Origin of the sequence: Pseudomonas sp. NFACC39-1 (genome assembly GCF_900110355.1) — a bacterium.
Classification (GTDB): Bacteria; Pseudomonadota; Gammaproteobacteria; order Pseudomonadales; family Pseudomonadaceae; genus Aquipseudomonas; species Aquipseudomonas tehranensis.
Window position 1 is genome coordinate 35,856 of record NZ_FODL01000013.1, and the last position, 19,458, is coordinate 55,313.

The window sequence follows — 19,458 nt, forward strand, 5'->3', positions numbered from 1 at the left end:
GCCCGCTCCCACAGGTGACCGAGTGCACTTACAGGTAACTACCCCAACTGCGCCTCAACCCGATCCCGTCCGGCCTGCTTGGCCGCGTAGACCCCTGAGTCGGCCCGCAACAGCAACGCATCCGCCCCCTCCCCGACGCGCCAGGTCGCGATGCCGAAGCTGGCAGTGATGACCCCCACGTCCTCGATCGGCGCGCTGCGCAACCCCTCCCACAACCCCACGGCCAAGGCATGGGCGCTTTCGCCGTCGGTGTCCGGGCATAACACCACAAACTCTTCGCCGCCCAGCCGGCAGAACACGTCGGTGCGTCGCAGCCGCTGGGTGATGCGCTGGCAAACCGCCTGCAACACCCGATCGCCCACTGCATGACCATGCTGATCGTTGATGCGCTTGAAGTGGTCGATGTCGAGCATGATGACCGCCAACTCCCCGGTACCCCGCTCCACCCGGGCCATCTCCGTGGTCAGGCGCTCCTGGAAATAGCGCCGGTTGCGAATACCTGTCAGGGCGTCGGTCACTGACAAGGCTCGCAGTTCTTCTTCCACCCGCTTGAGATCGGAAATGTCGGAAATATAACCGTGCCACAACACCCCACCGCCCGGCAGTTCCTCTGGCGTGGCCTCGCCGCGCACCCAGCGCAACCCACGCTGCGGCAGTTGCAGGCGATACTCCTCGCGCCATGGGCTCAGGGTGTCGGCCGAAGTGCGGATCGATCTGCGCACGCGCGCGCTGTCCAGCGGATGAATACGCGAGAAAATCGATTCGGCGTTGCGCACCAGTGTTTCGGGCTCCAGTTCATAGATATCGCGAATGCCATCGCTGGCATAAATCACGCTGAAACGCCCGTTGAAATCCATCTTGAACTGGTAGATGCCCCCAGGCACGTGGGCACTGAGTTTTTTCAGCAACAGGTCTCGGGCGGCCAGGGCCTCATGAACGCGCTTACGTTCGGTGATGTCGATGCAGATCGCCAGATGCCCGACCCACAGCCCCTGATCATCGAGCATCGGTGTCGCCAGCATGTTCACGGTCAGATGGCTGCCATCGCGGCGCACCAGGGTCCATTCCCGGGCCTGCTGGCCACCCTGTTCGCCGCCCTCGACCAGCATTGCGTGGCACGTGGGAATCGGTTTGCCATAACGCGCAGCAAGCTGTACCGCTCGGGCCTGGAGCTCGCGCGGCAGGTGAAGGCTTTCGAGGGTCATGCAGTGCAGAACCTCGCCGCTGTCGTAGCCAAGCATCTGTTCGGCACCCGCATTGAACGTGGTGATCACCCCGCGCAGATCCGTGGCGATAATCGCAACCTGGGTCGCGGCATCCAGCACACCACGCAACTGGCCGTGGGTGCCCCGCAGCTCCTGCTCACGCTCGCGCAGCTCTCGGGTCCGCTGCTCGACCAGTTGCAGGGCCCGCTGTCGCTGGCTGACCAACACATACAGCAGGGCACTGAGGAGCAGGCTGAGCAAGCTACCTAATATCACCACGCTTGCCATCGAAGAAGGGTTGGTGGACAGGAACATGCGACTGGGTCGCAGCTCTATCCGATAGTCGCGATCGGCCAGGCGCAACAGGCGGGTCGCCGACAAGTCACTTTCACCCGGTGGATTGAGCGACTCGAACAGCACTTCCTCCCGATCGTCCGTGGACAGGTCCATGACCCGCATCGAAAGATTGTCCTGACCGGGCGCCGGCAGGCCATCCCCCACCAACTGGCGCATGCTGACGGCAGCCGCGACGTAACCGAACGGTTCCCTGGACCACGCCCTGGAGACCGGCGCGACCAGCAACACCCCGCGCACCGTTGTGGAAGCCTCACCCACCAGGTCCAACGGTTGCGATACCACCATGGCGTCAAGGTGGCGAGCGCGCTCAAGGGTGGCACGGCGCAAGGGATGGGCGAGCAGATCCAAACCCCGTGGGGCCTTGAAGGAAGGCTGACTCTGGAGGTACAGCACCGGCACGTATTCGTCCCGCTCGGCGGCCAGGCGCAGGCCACCGGAGTCGTCTGGCTCACGGATGGAAAACGTATCGCCCTTCTCGGTCCGGGCTTGTTGTTCGAACGATGCTCGTTCGTCGCGCAGCACCCGAGGCGCCCAGGCAAACGCCTGGGTGCGCCGCAATAAGGCTTCGGCATAGCCATGGAATTCCCTCTCGGAAACCCCGGCCGAATTGGCAAAAAAACGCCGCAGACTATCGAGACGTTGCTCCTGGTCCTGGAAACGCTCCACGATGCGGCTGAAGCGCTCCTCGGCTTGCAGTTCAAAGCGCTGGCGCAATTGCTGGTCAAACAGACTGGCCATCGCCCAGGTCAGCAAACCGGTCAGGAACGCACCGGCCAGCAGCACCAGCGAAGCCACCAGCCAGGCCGACACATCTTCGCTGATAAAACCCAGGATCCTGGGGCGCACCTGATGCAATGCCATAAATACAACTCAGAAAGGGGCAGGCATAGGTACCGCCCTGTCCACAGGCTTAAGTTATAGCTATTAGCCATCACTTTGACCAGCACAAAAACGCCTGAAAGCCTTGAGTTTCAAGGCTTTCATGGATCCAATCGACTAAAGGTCAGCGGGCCATGATCTTCCAGGCACGATGAATCTTGCCGTTGCGGGCAAAATCCGGATCGATGGTCTTGGCGGTGATTTCCTCCACCGCGTAACGCTCACCCAGATTGTCCTCGAGCTGGAACTTGCGGAAGTTGTTGGAGAAGTACAGCACGCCCCCCGGCGCCAGGCGGGCCATGGCCAAATCCAGCAGTTGGACGTGGTCGCGCTGTACGTCGAACACCCCTTCCATGCGCTTGGAGTTGGAGAAGGTCGGCGGGTCGATGAAGATCAGGTCGTATTCGTCACGACTGGCTTCGAGCCAAGCCATCACGTCGCCCTGCTCCAGGCGATTCTTGTCCGAGAAGCCATTGAGCGACAGATTGCGCCGCGCCCAGTCCAGGTAGGTTTTCGACAGGTCGACACTGGTGGTGCTGCGCGCACCGCCCTTGGCGGCGTGGACACTGGCGGTCGCGGTGTAGCAGAACAGATTGAGGAAGCGCTTGCCGGCCGCCTCTTTCTGGATCCGCAGGCGCATCGGCCGGTGGTCGAGAAACAGCCCGGTGTCCAGGTAGTCGGTGAGGTTGACCAGCAGCTTCACGCCGCCTTCGTTGACCTCGGTGAACTTGCCCTGGGCGCTCTGACGCTCGTACTGCTTGGTGCCGCTCTGCCGCTCGCGACGCTTGATCACCACGCGGCTCTTGTCGATATTCAGTGCCTGGGGGATGGCGGCCAGGGCGTCGAACAGCCGGGCCGAGGCCTTTTCCGGGTCAATGGATTTTGGCGCGACGTATTCCTGGACGTGAACCCAATCGTGGTACAGGTCGATGGCCATGGAGTATTCCGGCATGTCGGCATCGTAGACCCGATAGCAGTCCACCCCTTCACGCTTGGCCCATTTGCTCAGCAGCTTGAGGTTCTTTTGCAGGCGATTGGCAAACATCTGCCCACCTTCGCTCAACCGCGCCTGCTCAACCACGGGTGCTGGGGCCGGGGCCGGTTTGATCGGGTTGCCGTTCTTGTTGTACTGGCGCTCTTGCGGCACCTCGGGCGCCTGTTCGTACTCAGCCTGCTCACGCTCGGCCTGGCGCTGTTCCGGGGTACGACGCTCACCGGTGACGAACTGATCCGGCAGGACCTTGATCAGCAGCAATTTGCACGGCAAGGCGCCGTTCCAGAACGAATACTGCTTGTGACTGCGAATACCCATGCGCTTGCCCAGGTCCGGCGCACCGGTGAACACTGCGGCCTCCCAGTTCAGGCAGGCCTGGCGCAGGCGCTCGCCGAGGTTCTGATAGAGATAGAGCAAGCTGGCTTCGTCGCCCAGACGCTCGCCGTACGGCGGGTTACAGATCACCAGGCCTTTCTGGTTCTGGTCCGGGCGGGGTTCGAACGTGGCGACTTCACCTTGATAGATCTTGATCCACTCGCTCAGGCCGGCACGCTCGACGTTGTTGCGGCCAGGCTGAATCAAGCGTGGGTCTGCCTCGTAGCCGCGAATCCACAGCGCAGGCTTAGCCAACCCGGCGGCGGCACGGGCGCTGGCCTCTTCGTGCAGCTTCTTCCACAACGCCGGCACGTGGCCGAGCCAGGCGGTAAACCCCCACTGCTGGCGACGCAGGTTCGGCGCCATGTCGGCGGCGATCATGCCGGCTTCCACCAGGAAAGTGCCGACACCGCACATTGGGTCGGCCAGTGCCCCGCCTTCAGCGGCAATACGCGGCCAGCCGGCACGGATCAGGATGGCTGCGGCGAGGTTTTCCTTCAGGGGCGCGGCACCTTGCTGCAAGCGATAGCCGCGCTGGTGCAGGCTGTGGCCGGAGAGGTCCAGAGAAAGGATCGCCTCGCCGCGGTCCAGGCGCAGGTGAATGCGCAGGTCCGGGTTGAGCTTGTCGATGGATGGCCGCTCGCCTGTCGGGGTGCGCAGCTTGTCGACAATGGCGTCCTTGACCTTCAAGGCGCCGAAGTGGGTGTTGTCGATGCCCGAGCCGTGGCCGCTGAACTCCACCGCCAGGGTGCCATCGGCGAGCATGTGGTCTTGCCACTCCACATCCAGCACGCCGTGATACAGGTCCTCGGCGTCTTTCATCGGGAAGCGCTTGAGCACCAGCAATACGCGGTTGGCCAGGCGCGACCACAGGCACAGGCGGTAAGCCGTTTCCATGTCGGCCATGCCACGCACGGCCGAGGTGTGCTCACGCGCCTCTTCAAGGCCAAGCCCGACGGCTTCCTCGATAAGCAGGCCTTCAAGACCTTTGGGGCAAGTGAGGAAGAGTTCGAAACGATCGGACATGGGATTTCCAGAGCCTTTGGCTAAGTGGACCGGGCAACGCATTGCCGGGCCGGGTTCAATCAGGTGCTTTTCTCAAGAGCACCCGCGTGGCACGAAAGTGTGCCGTCCCGCCCTCGCCGCTCAGGTTAAAAGAGCTTAGAGGCGAGGGCAGATAAAAAATTCTGTGCAACAAATTGTGAAAACTCGACCCTTTCGTCGAATAGTACCCGAGTGCAACAGGGGGACATTCTCATTCGCCTGGCGGTTGCACCCTTCGATGCAGGGCCGATCATACAGGGGTCTTGCCTAAAAGCGGGTGACGAACATCATGTTACTTATCGCCCTAACATCTTTATTGTTACGTGCTTATGACAAAACGATCATTCCATCCATGTGACGCTTTGGTTAGAACTCAACACAGGTTGACGTCGCAACGGCGTCAACACCTCGGCTCGTCACGCCGGCAACGAGCCACCAACGGCAGAATGATTCTGCCCCGGCCTCGATAGAGGTCAACGCGAAGCAACAGTCAACAAGTGAGGGCAACACCCTATGAGAAGACTTAAGCGTGATCCGTTGGAAAGAGCATTTTTACGCGGTTACCAATATGGCGTTGGTGGTAAATCCCGTGAGCTTTGCCCCTTTACTCTACCGTCGGTACGTCAAGCCTGGATCAATGGCTGGCGAGAAGGACGCGGCGACAACTGGGACGGTATGACCGGCACTGCGGGTATCCATAGACTCAACGAACTTCACGCCGTCGGCTGACACAGGGCTTAACACTCAAGAACTCGACAATTTGATACCCACATCGATTTAACCACGCGCGTCCCATCCGGACGCCGGGCTTCGGCCCAGGGGGCTCCTTCGAGGAGCCCTTTTTAATGCCTGGGTTTCAGCGAACACTGCAAAAAGCCGAGCGGTGAACACCCTTGCTCCCGCTGGGCTGCGCCCTGTAGGAGCTGTCGAGTGCAACGAGGCTGCGATCTTTCCTCTGGCAATGGGGTCTAGAGCGAAAGATCAAGATCAAGATCAAAATCAAAATCAAAAGATCGCAGCCTGCGGCAGCTCCTACAGAGTCCAGCGGGAGCAAGCTCCCTCGCCACAGTGAGTCTGCGCAGTCTTTAAGAACTTACCCGCGTTGAAATTGGCCAAGCGCGGCAATCGCATCCACCGACTCACGAATCAACGCCGGCCCCTTATAGATAAAGCCCGAATAAATCTGCACCAGGCTCGCGCCTGCGCTGATTTTCTCGGCAGCATGCTTGCCCTCGGTGATGCCGCCCGCCGCGATGATCGGCAAGCGTCCGGCCAGTTCGGCGGCCAGCACTTTCACGGTATGGGTGCTCTTGTCCCGCACCGGCGCACCGGACAGCCCGCCCGCCTCGTCACCGTGTTCCACCCCTTCGACGCCTTCGCGACCCAACGTCGTGTTGGTGGCAATCACCGCGTCCATTCCGGTGTCAATCAGGGCCTGGGCTACCTGCGCGGTCTCTTCGTCGGTCATGTCCGGGGCGATCTTGATGGCCAGTGGTACATGCTTGCCATGGATCACCGCCAATTCGGCGCGACGTCGGGCCAGGTCGGCCAGCAGTTGCTTGAGCGAATCACCGAATTGCAGGCTGCGCAGCCCCGGCGTGTTCGGGGAACTGACGTTGACGGTCACATAACTGGCGTGGGCGTAGACCTTGTCCAGGCAGATCAGATAATCGTCGACCGCGCGCTCCACCGGTGTATCGAAGTTCTTGCCGATGTTGATGCCCAGCACGCCCTTGTACTTGGCCGCGGCCACTCGCCCCAGCAAATGGTCAACGCCCAGGTTGTTAAAGCCCATACGGTTGATGATCGCCTCGGCTTGCGGCAGGCGGAAAATCCGTGGCTTGGGGTTGCCCGGCTGGGCACGCGGGGTGACGGTGCCGATTTCCACGAAACCGAACCCCAACTGGGCAAAACCGTCGATGGCCGCGCCATTCTTGTCCAGGCCCGCCGCCAGCCCGACCGGGTTGGGGAACTCAAGCCCCATCACATTCACCGGCAATTTAGCGGGTGCCTTGCACAACAGACCATTGAGGCCCAAACGTCCACCCGCGCCGATCAGGTCCAGGGACAGATCGTGGGAGGTTTCCGGGGAAAGTTTGAACAGCAGTTCACGGGCCAGGGTGTACATGGGCGGCTTGGACTCGGGCGACGAAATGAGGCGGCGATTATAGCCGGGCAACGACGATGCACGCGAGGCGCCTGCACAAAACAGCAGCGATGGCATATGCCTTGCACCACTTGCGTTCATCGGCACCCATGCCAACGACGGAATGAGTGCCACACTGTATTTGAAGGACAACGGCGTCGTCATCCGGCCTTGCAAACGTCCGGATACGGCGCCTTTTTTTGTGGAAAGGTGATGCGCGATGAATGAAATTCCAGCCAACCCCCTGGCCTGGGTCAACGGCAGCGATGCCCCGGAAAAGAGCGCGATCAATCTTGGCTTCATGGCCTTGAGCGACTGCGCGCCGCTGGTGGTGGCCGCTACCCAGGGCTTCGCCCAGCCTTACGGGCTGACTTTGAACCTCAAGCGCCAAGCTTCCTGGGCCAACCTGCGGGACAAGCTGGTCAGCGGTGAAATCGATGCCGCCCACAGCCTGTATGGCCTGATCTACGCGGTGCACCTGGGCATCGGCGGGGTCGCACCGACCGACATGGCGGTGTTGATGGGGCTGAACCAGAACGGGCAGAGCATCAATCTTTCCCATGGCTTGCAGGCCCAAGGCGTGACCAGTCCTGAGGCACTGGAACAGCATGTGCACCAAACTCGCCCGAAACTGACCTTCGCCCAGACCTTCCCCACTGGCACCCACGCCATGTGGCTGTATTACTGGCTCGCCGCTCAAGGCATCCATCCGCTGTCGGATGTTGACAGCGTGGTGGTGCCGCCGCCGCAAATGATCGCCCACCTGCAGGCCGGACGGATCGACGGCTTCTGCGTGGGCGAGCCATGGTGCGCCAGTGCGGTAAAACAGAACCTGGGCTTCACCCTGGCGACGACCCAGACCATCTGGCCCGATCACCCGGAAAAAGTCCTCGGCTGCACCCGTGCATTTGTCGAGCAATACCCCAATACCGCCCGCGCACTGGTGATGGCGATCCTGCAAGCCAGTCGCTTCATTGAACAAAGCACCGAGAACCGCCGCAGCACCGCACAACTATTGAGCGCGCCCGAATACCTGGATGCGCCGCTGGATTGCATCGAGCCGCGCCTGTTGGGGATCTACGCCGATGGGCTGGGCAACAGCTGGCAGGACCCTCACGCGATGCGCTTCCACGGTAACGGTGAAGTGAACCTGCCCTACCTGTCCGATGGCATGTGGTTCATGACCCAGTTCCGCCGCTGGGGCCTGTTGCGTGAAGACCCGGATTACCTGGCCGTGGCACAGCAAGTCCAGCAGCTCAAGCTATACCGTCAAGCCTGCGCGGCACTGGACATCCCCTCCCCCCGCCAGGACATGCGCAGCAGTCAATTGATCGACGGCACCACCTGGGACGGCTCGGATCCGGCCGCTTATGCCAAAAGCTTCAAACTGCACGCCTTGAGCGATGCGGCTCCCCTCTTCGCCAGCCGCTGACAGGAGCCACGACCATGCTACGTATCCTGCTGATCAACGACACCGCGAAAAAAGTCGGCCGCCTCAAAGCCGCCCTGATTGAAGCTGGGTTCGAAGTCATCGACGAATCAGGATTGACCATCGACCTGCCAGCGCGCGTCGAAACGGTGCGTCCGGACGTAATCCTGATCGATACCGAGTCACCGGGGCGCGATGTGATGGAGCAAGTGGTGCTGGTCAGTCGCGACCAGCCACGACCGATCGTCATGTTTACCGACGAACATGACCCGGATGTCATGCGCCAGGCGATCAAGTCGGGCGTCAGCGCCTACATCGTCGAAGGCATCCACGCGGCGCGCCTGCAACCAATCCTCGACGTGGCCATGGCACGCTTCGAAAGCGACCAGGCCCTGCGCGCCCAGCTCCTGGCCCGGGACCAGCAACTGGCCGAGCGTAAACGCATCGAACTGGCCAAGGGCATGCTGATGAAGATGAAAGAATGCAACGAAGAACAGGCCTACACCCTGATGCGCCGCCAGGCCATGAGCCGCCAGCAGAAGCTGATCCAGGTGGCCGAGCAGATCATTGCGATGAACGAGTTGCTCGGCTGAAAGCCTTGCAGTGCCTGGCCCGACGCTATCGCGAGCAGGCTCGCTCCCACATGGGCTCCAGGGTGAACGCAGCATTCTCGAACGGCCCAGATCAAGTGTGGGAGCGGGCTTGCTCGCGAAGACGGTGGGGCAGTCGATATCGATGTTGGAGATGAGATTGCTTTCGCGAGCAAGCCCGCTCCCACATGGGCTCTAGGATAAACGCAGCATTCGCTAACGCCCCAGATCAAGTGTGGGAGCGGGCTTGCTCGCGAAGACGGTGGGGCAGTCGATATCGATGTTGGATATGAGATTGCTTTCGCGAGCTTGCTCGCGATAGGCCTTGCCCCAATCCTCTGTTGGCACAGTTCTCGCTTTAACAAACTCACAGGTAACCAACGGCGGTTGCCCCACCTACGACAAAGACGTCGCACACCCTCCTCGCCCCCTGGCGATTCGGGTTGCGGCGTTTTTTTGTTTTGGCCCCAGAGCCCGGGGCCGGTGGTGCAGCCACAGGCGGCGCACTGCTTCAAGGCACTGACTCATTTCTCGAGACTTTTACAGCTGAGGTGCGCGATGAATTCAAGCTTCTGGAAATCCGGCCACACCCCGACACTGTTCGCGGCCTTCCTCTATTTCGACCTGAGTTTCATGGTCTGGTACCTGCTCGGTCCACTGGCGGTGCAGATCTCTGCCGACCTGCACCTGACCACCCAGCAACGCGGCCTGATGGTGGCGACACCGATCCTGGCCGGTGCCGTGCTGCGCCTGTTCATGGGCCTGCTGGCCGATCGCATTTCACCGAAAACCGCCGGCATGGTCGGTCAGGTGATTGTGATCGGTGCACTGTTCTGCGCCTGGAAACTGGGCATCCAAAGCTACGAACAAGCCTTGCTGCTGGGGCTGTTCCTGGGCGTGGCCGGTGCTTCATTCGCCGTGGCCCTGCCGCTGGCGTCCCAGTGGTATCCGCCACAGCATCAGGGCAAGGCCATGGGCATTGCCGGCGCCGGTAACTCGGGCACCGTACTGGCTGCGCTGATCGCCCCGGTGATGGCAGTGGCATTCGGCTGGAGCAACGTGTTCGGTTTCGCGCTGATCCCGCTGATCGTGACCCTGATCCTCTTCGCCTGGCTGGCCAAGAACGCTCCCGAGCGGCCAAAAGCCAAATCCATGGGCGACTACCTCAAGGCCCTGGGCGATCGGGACAGCTGGTGGTTCATGTTCTTCTACAGCGTGACCTTCGGCGGTTTCATCGGCCTGGCCAGCGCACTGCCCGGTTACTTCAACGACCAGTACGGCCTGAGTCCGGTGACCGCCGGTTACTACACCGCAGCCTGCGTCTTCGGAGGCAGCCTGATGCGTCCATTGGGCGGCGCCCTGGCGGATCGTTTCGGCGGTATTCGCACCCTGTTGGGCATGTACACCGTCGCGGCCGTCTGCATCGCGGCCGTGGGCTTTAATCTGCCGAGTTCCTACGCGGCCCTGGCCCTGTTCGTCTGCACCATGCTCGGTTTGGGTGCCGGCAACGGCGCGGTGTTCCAACTGGTGCCACAACGCTTCCGTCGCGAGATCGGCGTGATGACCGGGTTGATCGGCATGGCCGGCGGCATCGGCGGTTTTGCCCTGGCGGCGGGCATGGGTGCGATCAAGCAAAGCACCGGCAGCTATCAACTGGCACTGTGGTTGTTCGCCAGCCTCGGCGTGCTGGCCTGGTTCGGCCTGTACGGCGTCAAGCGTCGCTGGAGGACCACCTGGGGTTCGGCCGCTGTCACCGCGGCTCGGGTATAACTAGCCCCCATGAGCCTGCAACTGAGTTTTGCCGAAGCCAGCGCCATTGGCCCGCGGGAAGAAAACCAGGACGCCCTGCGCCTGGTGACCCCGGCGCCTGCCCTGGCCGCCAGCAAGGGATACCTGTTCGCCATCGCCGACGGCGTGAGCCAATGCGCCGATGGCGGACTGGCCGCTCGTTCGACCTTGCAGGCCCTGGCCCTGGACTACTATTCCACACCGCAAACCTGGGGTGTCGCCCAGGCGCTGGACCGGTTGTTACTGGCACAGAATCGCTGGCTGCAAGCCAACGGTGGCGGGCAACCGCTGCTCACCACCGTCAGCGCCCTGGTCCTGCGGGGCCGGCGCTTCACCCTGGCCCACGTGGGCGATTGCCGGGTCTACCGCTGGCACGACAATCATCTGCAACGGGTCAGCGAGGATCACGTCTGGGAACAACAGGGCATGCAGCACGTGCTCAAGCGTGCCCTGGGACTGGATCAGCACCTGATCCTGGACTTCCTTGATGGAGAACTGCGCGCCGACGAGACCTTTGTACTGCTCAGCGATGGCGTCTGGGCGGTTCTGGGGGACACGGCCATCGCCGCTATCCTTCGCGACCAGCCGGATCTGGACATTGCCGCGCAAACCCTGGTCAATGCCGCGCACTTGGCCGGCAGTCAGGACAACGCCAGTGCCCTGCTGGTGCGGGTCGACGCGGTGGGCGAAGCAAGCATTGGCGATGCACTGGCCCAGTTGCAGCAATGGCCCCTTCCCCCGGCCTTGAAACCGGGGCAGGTGTTCGAGGGCTGGCAGATCGAGGGTCTGCTCGGTCAGAGCCAGCAATCGTTGCTCTATCGGGTACACGATGGCCAGGGCCAGCCGTGGTTGCTGAAAACCTTGCCGGGGCATCTTCGGGACGATACCCAGGCCGGGCAGTCGTTGCTGTCGGAAGAATGGTTCCTCAAGCGGGTCGCAGGGCGGCAGTTTCCGGAAGTCCACGGCGTTCCCCAGCGTCAGCATTTGTACTACGTCATGCGGGAATATTCGGGCAAGACCCTGGCCGATCTGTTCAACCAGGGCGGCCCATTGCCTCTGCCTCAGTGGCAGGACCTGGCGCAGCGGCTCGTGCACGCGGTGGGCCTGTTGCATCGAAGGCAGATCTTTCACCGCGATATCAAGCCGGAGAACCTGCACCTGGGCGAGGATGGGGAACTGCGCTTGCTGGATTTCGGGCTGGCGTACTGCCCGGGATTGTCTGAAGATCAGGCCAACGTGCTGCCCGGCACGCCCAGCTATATCGCACCGGAAGCCTTCGCGGGCACGGCACCGACCGCGCAACAGGATTTGTACGCCGTCGGCGTGACCTTGTATTTCCTGCTGACGGGGCACTACCCCTACGGCGAAATCGAAGCGTTTCAGCGTCCGCGCTTTGGCGTGCCCGTCAGTGCCAGTCGCTATCGGCCGGACCTGGCCGAATGGCTCGGGCAAAGTCTGGAGCGTGCCATCGCCGCCGATCCGGCACAGCGCTTTGAAACGGCCGAGGAGTGGTTGTTGCTGCTGGAACAGGGCGAGCGGCGCAGCTTGAGTGTCAGGCCTCGGCCGTTGCTGGAAAGGGAGCCGCTGAAGGTCTGGCGGACCTTGGCGCTGGTGTCCTTGGTGGTGAATCTGGTGCTGCTGTATTTAGCGTTGCATGGCTGAAACCCAGTCGCGTCCATCGCGAGCAGGCTCGCTCCCACAGGTTTTGTGTCCACCGCAGATCCAATGTGGGAGCGGGCTTGCTCGCGAAGGCGGCGGCACATCCAGCGTTGATGCAAACTGATCCACCGCTTTCGCGAGCAAGCCCGCTCCCACAGGGAATTTGCTTGATATGCAGCTTCAGCATGCACTGAAGCCCTCTGTGGGAGCGAGCCTGCTCGCGATGGCGGCCTGACTGGCCATACAATCTTTCCCCGACAAACGCTCCATTACCGGGCAACCCGCTTTGATTCGGTGCAATAAATCCCTGCCCCACGCGTGCAGCCCGTCGTTTGCCCAGTAAATCCGCATCCTCAAGCCACTTGGCACAACCACTGCATAGCCTCTCTCACCATACATAAAGCCACGCCTCCAACGATGAAGGCGGTGCTTCCCGAGAGAACGGGACCAGGACAAAGGCGTCCTCGCTAGCTTGCTAGCGGGACGCCTTTTTTTTTGTTTTCGTAAAAATTGCCGAGCCAGCCCGAACGCCGTGATGAACGTGACGAAACCGGTCTGGGCTTGCGGAGAACCCTGATGAAAAAACTCAAACTGGTGATGATCGGCAACGGCATGGCCGGGGTTCGAACCCTCGAAGAACTGCTCAAGCTGAGCAATGAGCTGTACGACATCACGGTGTTCGGCGCCGAGCCTCACACCAACTACAACCGCATCCTGCTCTCGCCCGTGCTCGCCGGCGAGCAGACGTTTGAAGAGATCGTGCTCAACGATCTGAGCTGGTACCTGGACAACAACATCAAACTGCTGCTCAACCGCAAAGTCGTGGAGATCGACCGAATCAAGCGCCGGGTCATCGCCGAAGACGGCAGCGAAGCCGAATACGACCGCCTGCTGATCGCCACAGGCTCCACGCCGTTCATCCTGCCGATTCCCGGCAACACCCTGGAGGGTGTCATCGGCTACCGCGACATCGCCGACACCCAGGCGATGATCAACACCGCCAAGACCCACAAACACGCCGTGGTGATCGGCGGCGGGCTGCTGGGCCTGGAAGCCGCTAACGGCTTGAAACTGCGGGGCATGGACGTGACGGTGGTGCACCTGGGTGAATGGCTGCTGGAGCGTCAGCTGGACAAAACCAGCGGTCAGTTGCTGCAAACCGCCCTGGAAAACCGTGGCCTGAAATTCCGCCTGAGCGAACAGACGCAAGCCCTGCACGACGCTGGCAATGGTCGGGTTGGCTCGGTGCAATTCAAGAACGGTGACATCATCCCGGCCGACCTGGTGGTGATGGCGGCCGGTATCCGCCCCAATACCGAACTGGCGGAAAAGTCCGGCATCCCGTGCAACCGCGGGATTCTGGTCAACGACACGATGCAAACCTACGACCCGCGCATCTATGCCATCGGTGAATGCGCCAGCCACCGTGGGACCGCCTACGGCCTGGTAGCACCGCTGTTCGAGCAAGCCAAGGTCTGCGCCAACCACCTCGCGCAACTGGGCTTCGCCACCTACAAGGGTTCGGTGACCTCGACCAAACTCAAAGTCACCGGCATCGACCTGTTCTCCGCCGGGGACTTCATGGGCGGCGAAGGCACGGAAACCATCACCCTTTCCGACCCTATCGGCGGCGTCTATAAAAAGCTGGTGATCAAGGACGACGTGCTGGTCGGCGCCTGCCTGTACGGCGATACGGCAGATGGCGGCTGGTATTTCCGTCAGATCCGTGAGAACCACACCATCAGCGAAATCCGCGATCACCTGATGTTTGGCGAAAATGCTTTGGGCGACGTAGGACACCAAGGCCAGGACAAAGCCATGAACATGGCCGACACCGCCGAAGTCTGCGGCTGCAACGGCGTGTGCAAGGGCACCATCGTCAAGGCGATCCAGGAGCATGGGCTGTTCAGCGTCGATGACGTAAAAAAACACACCAAGGCCGCCAGCTCCTGTGGTTCCTGCGCCGGTTTGGTGGAGCAGATCCTGATCAACACCGTGGGCGGCGCGGCGGACGTCAAACCGAAAAGCGAAAAAGCCATCTGCGGTTGCAGCGACCTCAACCACGGGCAGATTCGCCAGGCGATCCGCGACCAGCATCTGCTGACCATCGCCGCAACCATGAGCTACTTGAACTGGCGCACCCCGAACGGCTGCGCCACCTGCCGCCCGGCGCTCAACTACTACCTGATTTCCACCTGGCCCGGCGAAGCCCACGACGATCCGCAGTCGCGCCTGATCAACGAGCGTGCCCACGCCAACATCCAGAAAGACGGCACTTATTCCGTCGTCCCGCGGATGTGGGGTGGCGTGACCAATCCGTCTGAACTGCGGCGCATTGCCGACGTGGCCGACAAGTACAACGTGCCGATGGTCAAGGTCACCGGCGGCCAGCGTATCGACCTGCTGGGGATCAAAAAGCAGGATCTGCCCGGAGTCTGGAAAGACCTGGACATGCCGTCCGGCCACGCCTATGGCAAATCCATCCGCACCGTAAAAACCTGCGTGGGCAGCGAGTTCTGCCGCTTTGGCACGCAAAATTCCACCCAACTGGGAATCGAGCTGGAGCACGACCTCTTCAACATGTGGTCGCCCCACAAAGTGAAGCTGGCCGTGTCCGGTTGCCCACGCAACTGCTCGGAAGCGGGCATCAAGGACGTCGGCATTATCGGCGTCGATTCCGGCTGGGAGATGTACATCGGCGGTAACGGCGGGATCAAGACGGAGGTCGCCGAATTCTTCGTCAAACTCAAGACCGCCGAAGAAGTGCGCGAATACAACGGCGCATTCCTGCAGTTGTATCGCGAAGAAGCCTTCTACCTCGAACGCACCGTGCACTACATGCAACGGGTCGGCATGGAGCACATCAAGAAAGCGGTACTTGAAGATCCGCAACGACGCAAAGCCTTGCATGACCGCCTGAAGTTCTCCCTGTCGCTGGAACAGGACCCATGGAAAGAACGCCTGGAACAGCCCCAGCTGAAGAAAGAGTTTGAAGTCATCCCCGTGAAAAACCTGGAGGTGCCGGCATGAACTGGCTGGATATCTGCGCACTGGAAGAGATCAACGCCCTGGGCTCGCGCATCATCAATGGCCCGAAAGGCGATATTGCGATTTTTCGTACCAGCGACGATGAGGTTTTCGCACTCGATGACCGCTGCCCCCACAAGGGTGGCCCACTGTCCCAAGGGTTGATCTATGGCAAGCGCGTGGCCTGCCCGCTGCACAACTGGCAGATCGACTTGGAAACCGGCCAGGCCCAGGCCCCGGATGTGGGTTGCGCGCATCATCATTCGGCGCGGGTCGAAAACGGCCGGGTGATGCTAGCCTTGCGGGAAGCAAGCTGATGAGCCGTCAAACCACCGCCTCGACCTGCTGTTATTGCGGGGTCGGTTGCGGCGTGCTGATCGAACATGACGACGAGCGCATCCTCGGCGTCAGTGGCGATCCCGCCCACCCGGCCAACTTCGGCAAACTGTGCAGCAAGGGTTCGACCCTGCACTTGACCGGCGACCTCGCCGCGCGCGCCTTGTATCCCGAACTGCGCCTGGGCAAGGGCCTGTCCCGAGCGCGCACAGACTGGGACAGCGCGTTGGATCACGCGGCCAGCATCTTCGCCGATACCATCGCCGAACACGGCCCCGACAGCGTGGCGTTCTACATCTCCGGGCAACTGCTGACCGAGGACTACTACGCCTTCAACAAACTCGCCCGGGCGCTGGTGGGCACCAACAACATCGACAGCAATTCCCGGCTGTGCATGTCCTCCGCCGTGGTGGGCTACAAGCGCAGCCTCGGTGCCGATGCGCCGCCCTGCAGTTATGAAGACCTGGAGCTGAGCGACTGCGTGATGATTGTCGGCAGTAACATGGCCTACGCCCATCCGATCCTGTTTCGCCGCCTCGAGGAAGCCAAGTCCCGCCGGCCACAGATGAAAATCATCGTCATCGACCCACGGCGTACCGACACCTGCGACCTTGCCGACCTGCATCTGGCGATCCTGCCGGGCACCGATGTCGCCTTGTTCCATGGGATTTTGCATCTGCTGTTGTGGGAAGACTGGGTCGACCGCGATTTCATCAAGGCCCACACCGAAGGCCTGGCGGACCTCAAGAACCTGGTGCGCGACTACACCCCGGCCATGGTCGCCCAAATCTGCGGCATCAGCGTCGAGCAACTGCACCAGTGCGCCGAATGGGTCGGCACGTCGCCCAGCTTCCTGTCGCTGTGGTGCATGGGTTTGAATCAATCCACCGCCGGCAGTGCGAAGAACAGCGCGTTGATCAACCTGCACCTGGCCACCGGGCAAATCGGCCGGCCGGGCGCCGGGCCCTTCTCGCTGACCGGTCAGCCCAATGCCATGGGCGGTCGGGAAACCGGTAGCTTGTCGAACCTGCTGCCGGGTCATCGCGACGCCGCCAACGCCGAACATCGCGCCGAAGTCGCCCGCTACTGGGGTGTTGAGCAATTGCCCTCGACCACGGGCTTGAGCGCCATCGAACTGTTCGAAAAGGTTCGCAGTGGCAAGATCAAGGCGCTGTGGATTGCCTGCACCAACCCCGCGCAGTCGATGCCTGACCAGACGGCGGTACGGGAGGCCCTGCAAGCCTGCCCATTCGTGGTGCTGCAAGAGGCCTTCCGGACCACCGAAACCGCCGCGTTTGCCGACCTGTTGCTGCCAGCGGCCAGTTGGGGCGAGAAAGAAGGCTCGGTGACCAACTCCGAACGGCGTATTTCCCACGTCCGCCGGGCGATTGCCGCACCGGGCGAAGCACGACCGGACTGGTCGATCACAGTGGATTTCGCCCAACGCTTGGAAAAACGCCTGCGCCCGGGTCAACCCAGCCTGTTCGCCTTTGAAACCCCGGCCCAGTTGTTCGATGAATACAAGCAACTGACCCGTGGCCGCGACCTGGACTTGTCCGGTATCAGCCATGCGCTGATCGATCAACTCGGTCCTCAACAATGGCCCTTCCCGCAAGGCGCCAGCAGCGGAACACCGCGCCTGTATCTGGACGGGATTTTTCCTACCGACACTGGCCGCGCGCGGTTTGTCGCAGAACCGTATCGCGCCGCCAAGGAGGTGCGCGATGCCCGCTACCCATTGACCCTCAACACGGGTCGACTGCGGGACCAATGGCACGGCATGAGCCGCACCGGCACCGCAGCGCAATTGTTCGGCCATGTGAACGAAGCCGTGCTCAGCCTGCACCCTGACGAACTGCTTCGCCATCGCCTGCAAGCCGGTGACCTGGTCAGCCTCAAGAGCCGCCGTGGCGCCGTGATCGTGGCGGTGGACAGCGACGACAGCGTGCGCCCCGGCCAGGCGTTTCTGCCCATGCACTGGGGCGACCGCTTTCTCAAGGGTGGGGTCAATACCCTGACTCAACCGGCGTTCGACCCCCTGTCAAAACAGCCGGAACTCAAACACAGCGGCGTGCGCCTGGAACCGGTGAACCTGCCCTGGCAGCTTTTCGCCCTGGTCGAAGGCGATGTTCAACAGCACTTGGAGACTTTGCGACCACTGTGTGAGGCGTTTGCCTACGTCAGCCTGAGCCTGACTGGGCGCGAACGTCCCGCGTTGCTGATTCGCGCGGCCAGCGCGGTCGCCCCCGAACCGCAGTTGCTGCAGGCGATCGACGAGCAATTGGGGCTGATCGAAGGGCCGGTGCTGGCCTATGACGACCCGCGGCGGTCCATCGGTAAACGCGTGCGAATCGAGAACGGTCGCATCACCGCCATTCGCCTGGCCGGCGAAACCCTGGCCCGCCACTGGCTGCAAAACCTGTGGCTGGAAGGCCGCGCCGATGAGCAGTTGCGGCGCTGGCTGCTAGCACCTTTGAGCGCCCCACCAGGCAATGCCGGCGCCGCCGTTGGCGGCAGCAAAACACTGTGCAACTGCATGAACGTCAGCCAGCGTGCGATCTGCGCCGGCATTGAACGTGGCCTGGACTTGCAAGGGCTGAAACAGGAGCTGGGCTGCGGCACGCAATGCGGCTCCTGTGTACCGGAAATCAAACGCCTGCTGGTTGCCACCGCGCAACCAGTGGCCGCTGTCTCGTGAGGAAAAGCACTATGAACGCAAAAGTCTGGCTGGTAGGTGCAGGTCCTGGCGACCCTGAATTGCTGACCCTCAAAGCCGTACGCGCCTTGGGCGAAGCCGACGTGGTGTTGATCGACGATCTGGTCAACGATGCGGTGCTGGAGCATTGCCCTGGCGCACGGATCATCGCCGTGGGCAAGCGCGGCGGATGCCGTTCCACGCCCCAGGCTTTTATCCATCGGCTGATGCTGCGTTATGCCCGGCAGGGCAAATGCGTGGTACGCCTCAAGGGCGGCGACCCGTGCATCTTCGGCCGGGGCGGCGAAGAGGCGCAGTGGCTGCGCGAGCATGGCGTCGAAGTGGAGCTGGTCAATGGGATTACGGCCGGCCTTGCGGGTGCGACGCAATGTGATATTCCGCTGACGCTGCGTGGAATTGCCCGGGGCGTCACGCTGGTCACCGCCCACACCCAGGACGGTAGCAGCCTGAATTGGGGAGCCTTGGCACAAAGCGGGACCACCCTGGTGGTGTACATGGGGGTGGCGAAACTGAGCGAGATCCGCGAACAACTGCTGGCCGGAGGCCTGGCGGCGGACACGCCGGTGGCCATGATTGAAAATGCCTCCCTGCCCCATCAGCGCGACTGTCGCAGTGATCTGGCCTCGATGGAGGCCGATGCAGGCGCATTTCAACTCAAAAGCCCGGCGATTCTGGTGATTGGGGCAGTGGCGGGTGCCGCTGAGCGCACAGTATCACAGCCTGCTTGGGCCCAGGCTTCTGTAGCTAGTCGACACTGAAACGAAAGTGGGAGCGAGCCTGCTCGCGATGGCGGTGGATCAGCAACATTGATATTGACTGACACACCGCCATCGCGAGCAGGCTCGCTCCCACAGCTTTTTGTGTTTCTCCAGCCCCGCCCCTGATCTTCATAAATCGCAGGCAAAGAAAAGCC

The 19,458-nt window shown here is 61.9% G+C and carries 12 protein-coding genes; 9 read left to right on the top strand and 3 right to left on the bottom strand.

Annotated features, from left to right (window positions below; all coding sequences use genetic code 11):
• Window positions 1-38 precede the first annotated feature (38 nt).
• Window positions 39-2,423 carry a sensor domain-containing diguanylate cyclase gene (locus tag BMY45_RS22565; RefSeq protein ID WP_092401748.1) on the bottom strand — a complete coding sequence of 795 codons (2,385 nt, stop codon included), beginning with the start codon at window positions 2,421-2,423 and terminating at the stop codon, window positions 39-41.
• A 142-nt stretch (window positions 2,424-2,565) separates the two neighbouring features.
• Window positions 2,566-4,836 carry a bifunctional 23S rRNA (guanine(2069)-N(7))-methyltransferase RlmK/23S rRNA (guanine(2445)-N(2))-methyltransferase RlmL gene (gene rlmKL / locus BMY45_RS22570; protein ID WP_092401751.1) on the bottom strand — a complete coding sequence of 757 codons (2,271 nt, stop codon included), beginning with the start codon at window positions 4,834-4,836 and terminating at the stop codon, window positions 2,566-2,568.
• 531 nt (window positions 4,837-5,367) lie between these two features.
• On the opposite strand from rlmKL, the gene rmf reads away from it, so the two are divergent.
• Window positions 5,368-5,583 (top strand): ribosome modulation factor, encoded by a 216-nt coding sequence (gene rmf, locus BMY45_RS22575; RefSeq protein ID WP_003223300.1) that lies wholly within the window; start codon window positions 5,368-5,370, stop codon window positions 5,581-5,583.
• Window positions 5,584-5,947: 364 nt separating this feature from the next.
• Here the strand turns inward: rmf and BMY45_RS22580 are convergent, their stop codons facing one another.
• Window positions 5,948-6,982, bottom strand: a complete 1,035-nt coding sequence (locus BMY45_RS22580; RefSeq protein ID WP_092401937.1) for a quinone-dependent dihydroorotate dehydrogenase — start codon at window positions 6,980-6,982, stop codon at window positions 5,948-5,950.
• Between the two features lie 238 nt (window positions 6,983-7,220).
• Between BMY45_RS22580 and BMY45_RS22585 the strand changes: the two genes are divergently transcribed.
• From BMY45_RS22585 to cobA, 8 genes are all read left to right on the top strand, one after another.
• On the top strand, window positions 7,221-8,432 hold the full coding sequence (locus BMY45_RS22585; RefSeq protein WP_092401753.1) for a CmpA/NrtA family ABC transporter substrate-binding protein: 1,212 nt from the start codon (window positions 7,221-7,223) through the stop codon (window positions 8,430-8,432).
• A gap of 14 nt (window positions 8,433-8,446) precedes the next feature.
• Entirely contained in the window at window positions 8,447-9,022 is a 576-nt protein-coding gene (locus BMY45_RS22590) for an ANTAR domain-containing response regulator (protein ID WP_025212689.1), read from the top strand.
• A gap of 555 nt (window positions 9,023-9,577) precedes the next feature.
• On the top strand, window positions 9,578-10,789 hold the full coding sequence (locus BMY45_RS22595; RefSeq protein WP_092401756.1) for a nitrate/nitrite transporter: 1,212 nt from the start codon (window positions 9,578-9,580) through the stop codon (window positions 10,787-10,789).
• Between the two features lie 9 nt (window positions 10,790-10,798).
• Entirely contained in the window at window positions 10,799-12,469 is a 1,671-nt protein-coding gene (locus BMY45_RS22600) for a bifunctional protein-serine/threonine kinase/phosphatase (protein WP_092401759.1), read from the top strand.
• 573 nt (window positions 12,470-13,042) lie between these two features.
• Window positions 13,043-15,496, top strand: coding sequence for a nitrite reductase large subunit NirB (gene nirB / locus BMY45_RS22615; protein WP_092401767.1), 2,454 nt, complete (start codon window positions 13,043-13,045; stop codon window positions 15,494-15,496).
• Window positions 15,493-15,810, top strand: coding sequence for a nitrite reductase small subunit NirD (gene nirD / locus BMY45_RS22620; RefSeq protein WP_092401770.1), 318 nt, complete (start codon window positions 15,493-15,495; stop codon window positions 15,808-15,810). Before nirB ends, nirD begins: the two co-directional genes overlap by 4 nt.
• The gene (locus BMY45_RS22625; RefSeq protein WP_092401773.1) at window positions 15,810-18,527 is read left to right on the top strand and encodes a nitrate reductase; all 2,718 of its coding nucleotides are present in this window, start codon (window positions 15,810-15,812) and stop codon (window positions 18,525-18,527) included. Before nirD ends, BMY45_RS22625 begins: the two co-directional genes overlap by 1 nt.
• A gap of 11 nt (window positions 18,528-18,538) precedes the next feature.
• Window positions 18,539-19,303, top strand: coding sequence for a uroporphyrinogen-III C-methyltransferase (cobA, locus tag BMY45_RS22630; RefSeq protein ID WP_092401776.1), 765 nt, complete (start codon window positions 18,539-18,541; stop codon window positions 19,301-19,303).
• Window positions 19,304-19,458: the final 155 nt, after the last annotated feature.

Excerpts from the sequence above, each read along its gene's own strand:
- BMY45_RS22565 (WP_092401748.1), bottom strand. The coding sequence starts at position 2,423 with ATGGCATTGCATCAGGTGCGCCCCAGGATCCTGGGTTTTATCAGCGAA.
- rlmKL (WP_092401751.1), bottom strand. The coding sequence starts at position 4,836 with ATGTCCGATCGTTTCGAACTCTTCCTCACTTGCCCCAAAGGTCTTGAA.
- rmf (WP_003223300.1), top strand. The coding sequence starts at position 5,368 with ATGAGAAGACTTAAGCGTGATCCGTTGGAAAGAGCATTTTTACGCGGT.
- BMY45_RS22580 (WP_092401937.1), bottom strand. The coding sequence starts at position 6,982 with ATGTACACCCTGGCCCGTGAACTGCTGTTCAAACTTTCCCCGGAAACC.
- BMY45_RS22585 (WP_092401753.1), top strand. The coding sequence starts at position 7,221 with ATGAATGAAATTCCAGCCAACCCCCTGGCCTGGGTCAACGGCAGCGAT.
- BMY45_RS22590 (WP_025212689.1), top strand. The coding sequence starts at position 8,447 with ATGCTACGTATCCTGCTGATCAACGACACCGCGAAAAAAGTCGGCCGC.
- BMY45_RS22595 (WP_092401756.1), top strand. The coding sequence starts at position 9,578 with ATGAATTCAAGCTTCTGGAAATCCGGCCACACCCCGACACTGTTCGCG.
- BMY45_RS22600 (WP_092401759.1), top strand. The coding sequence starts at position 10,799 with ATGAGCCTGCAACTGAGTTTTGCCGAAGCCAGCGCCATTGGCCCGCGG.
- nirB (WP_092401767.1), top strand. The coding sequence starts at position 13,043 with ATGAAAAAACTCAAACTGGTGATGATCGGCAACGGCATGGCCGGGGTT.
- nirD (WP_092401770.1), top strand. The coding sequence starts at position 15,493 with ATGAACTGGCTGGATATCTGCGCACTGGAAGAGATCAACGCCCTGGGC.
- BMY45_RS22625 (WP_092401773.1), top strand. The coding sequence starts at position 15,810 with ATGAGCCGTCAAACCACCGCCTCGACCTGCTGTTATTGCGGGGTCGGT.
- cobA (WP_092401776.1), top strand. The coding sequence starts at position 18,539 with ATGAACGCAAAAGTCTGGCTGGTAGGTGCAGGTCCTGGCGACCCTGAA.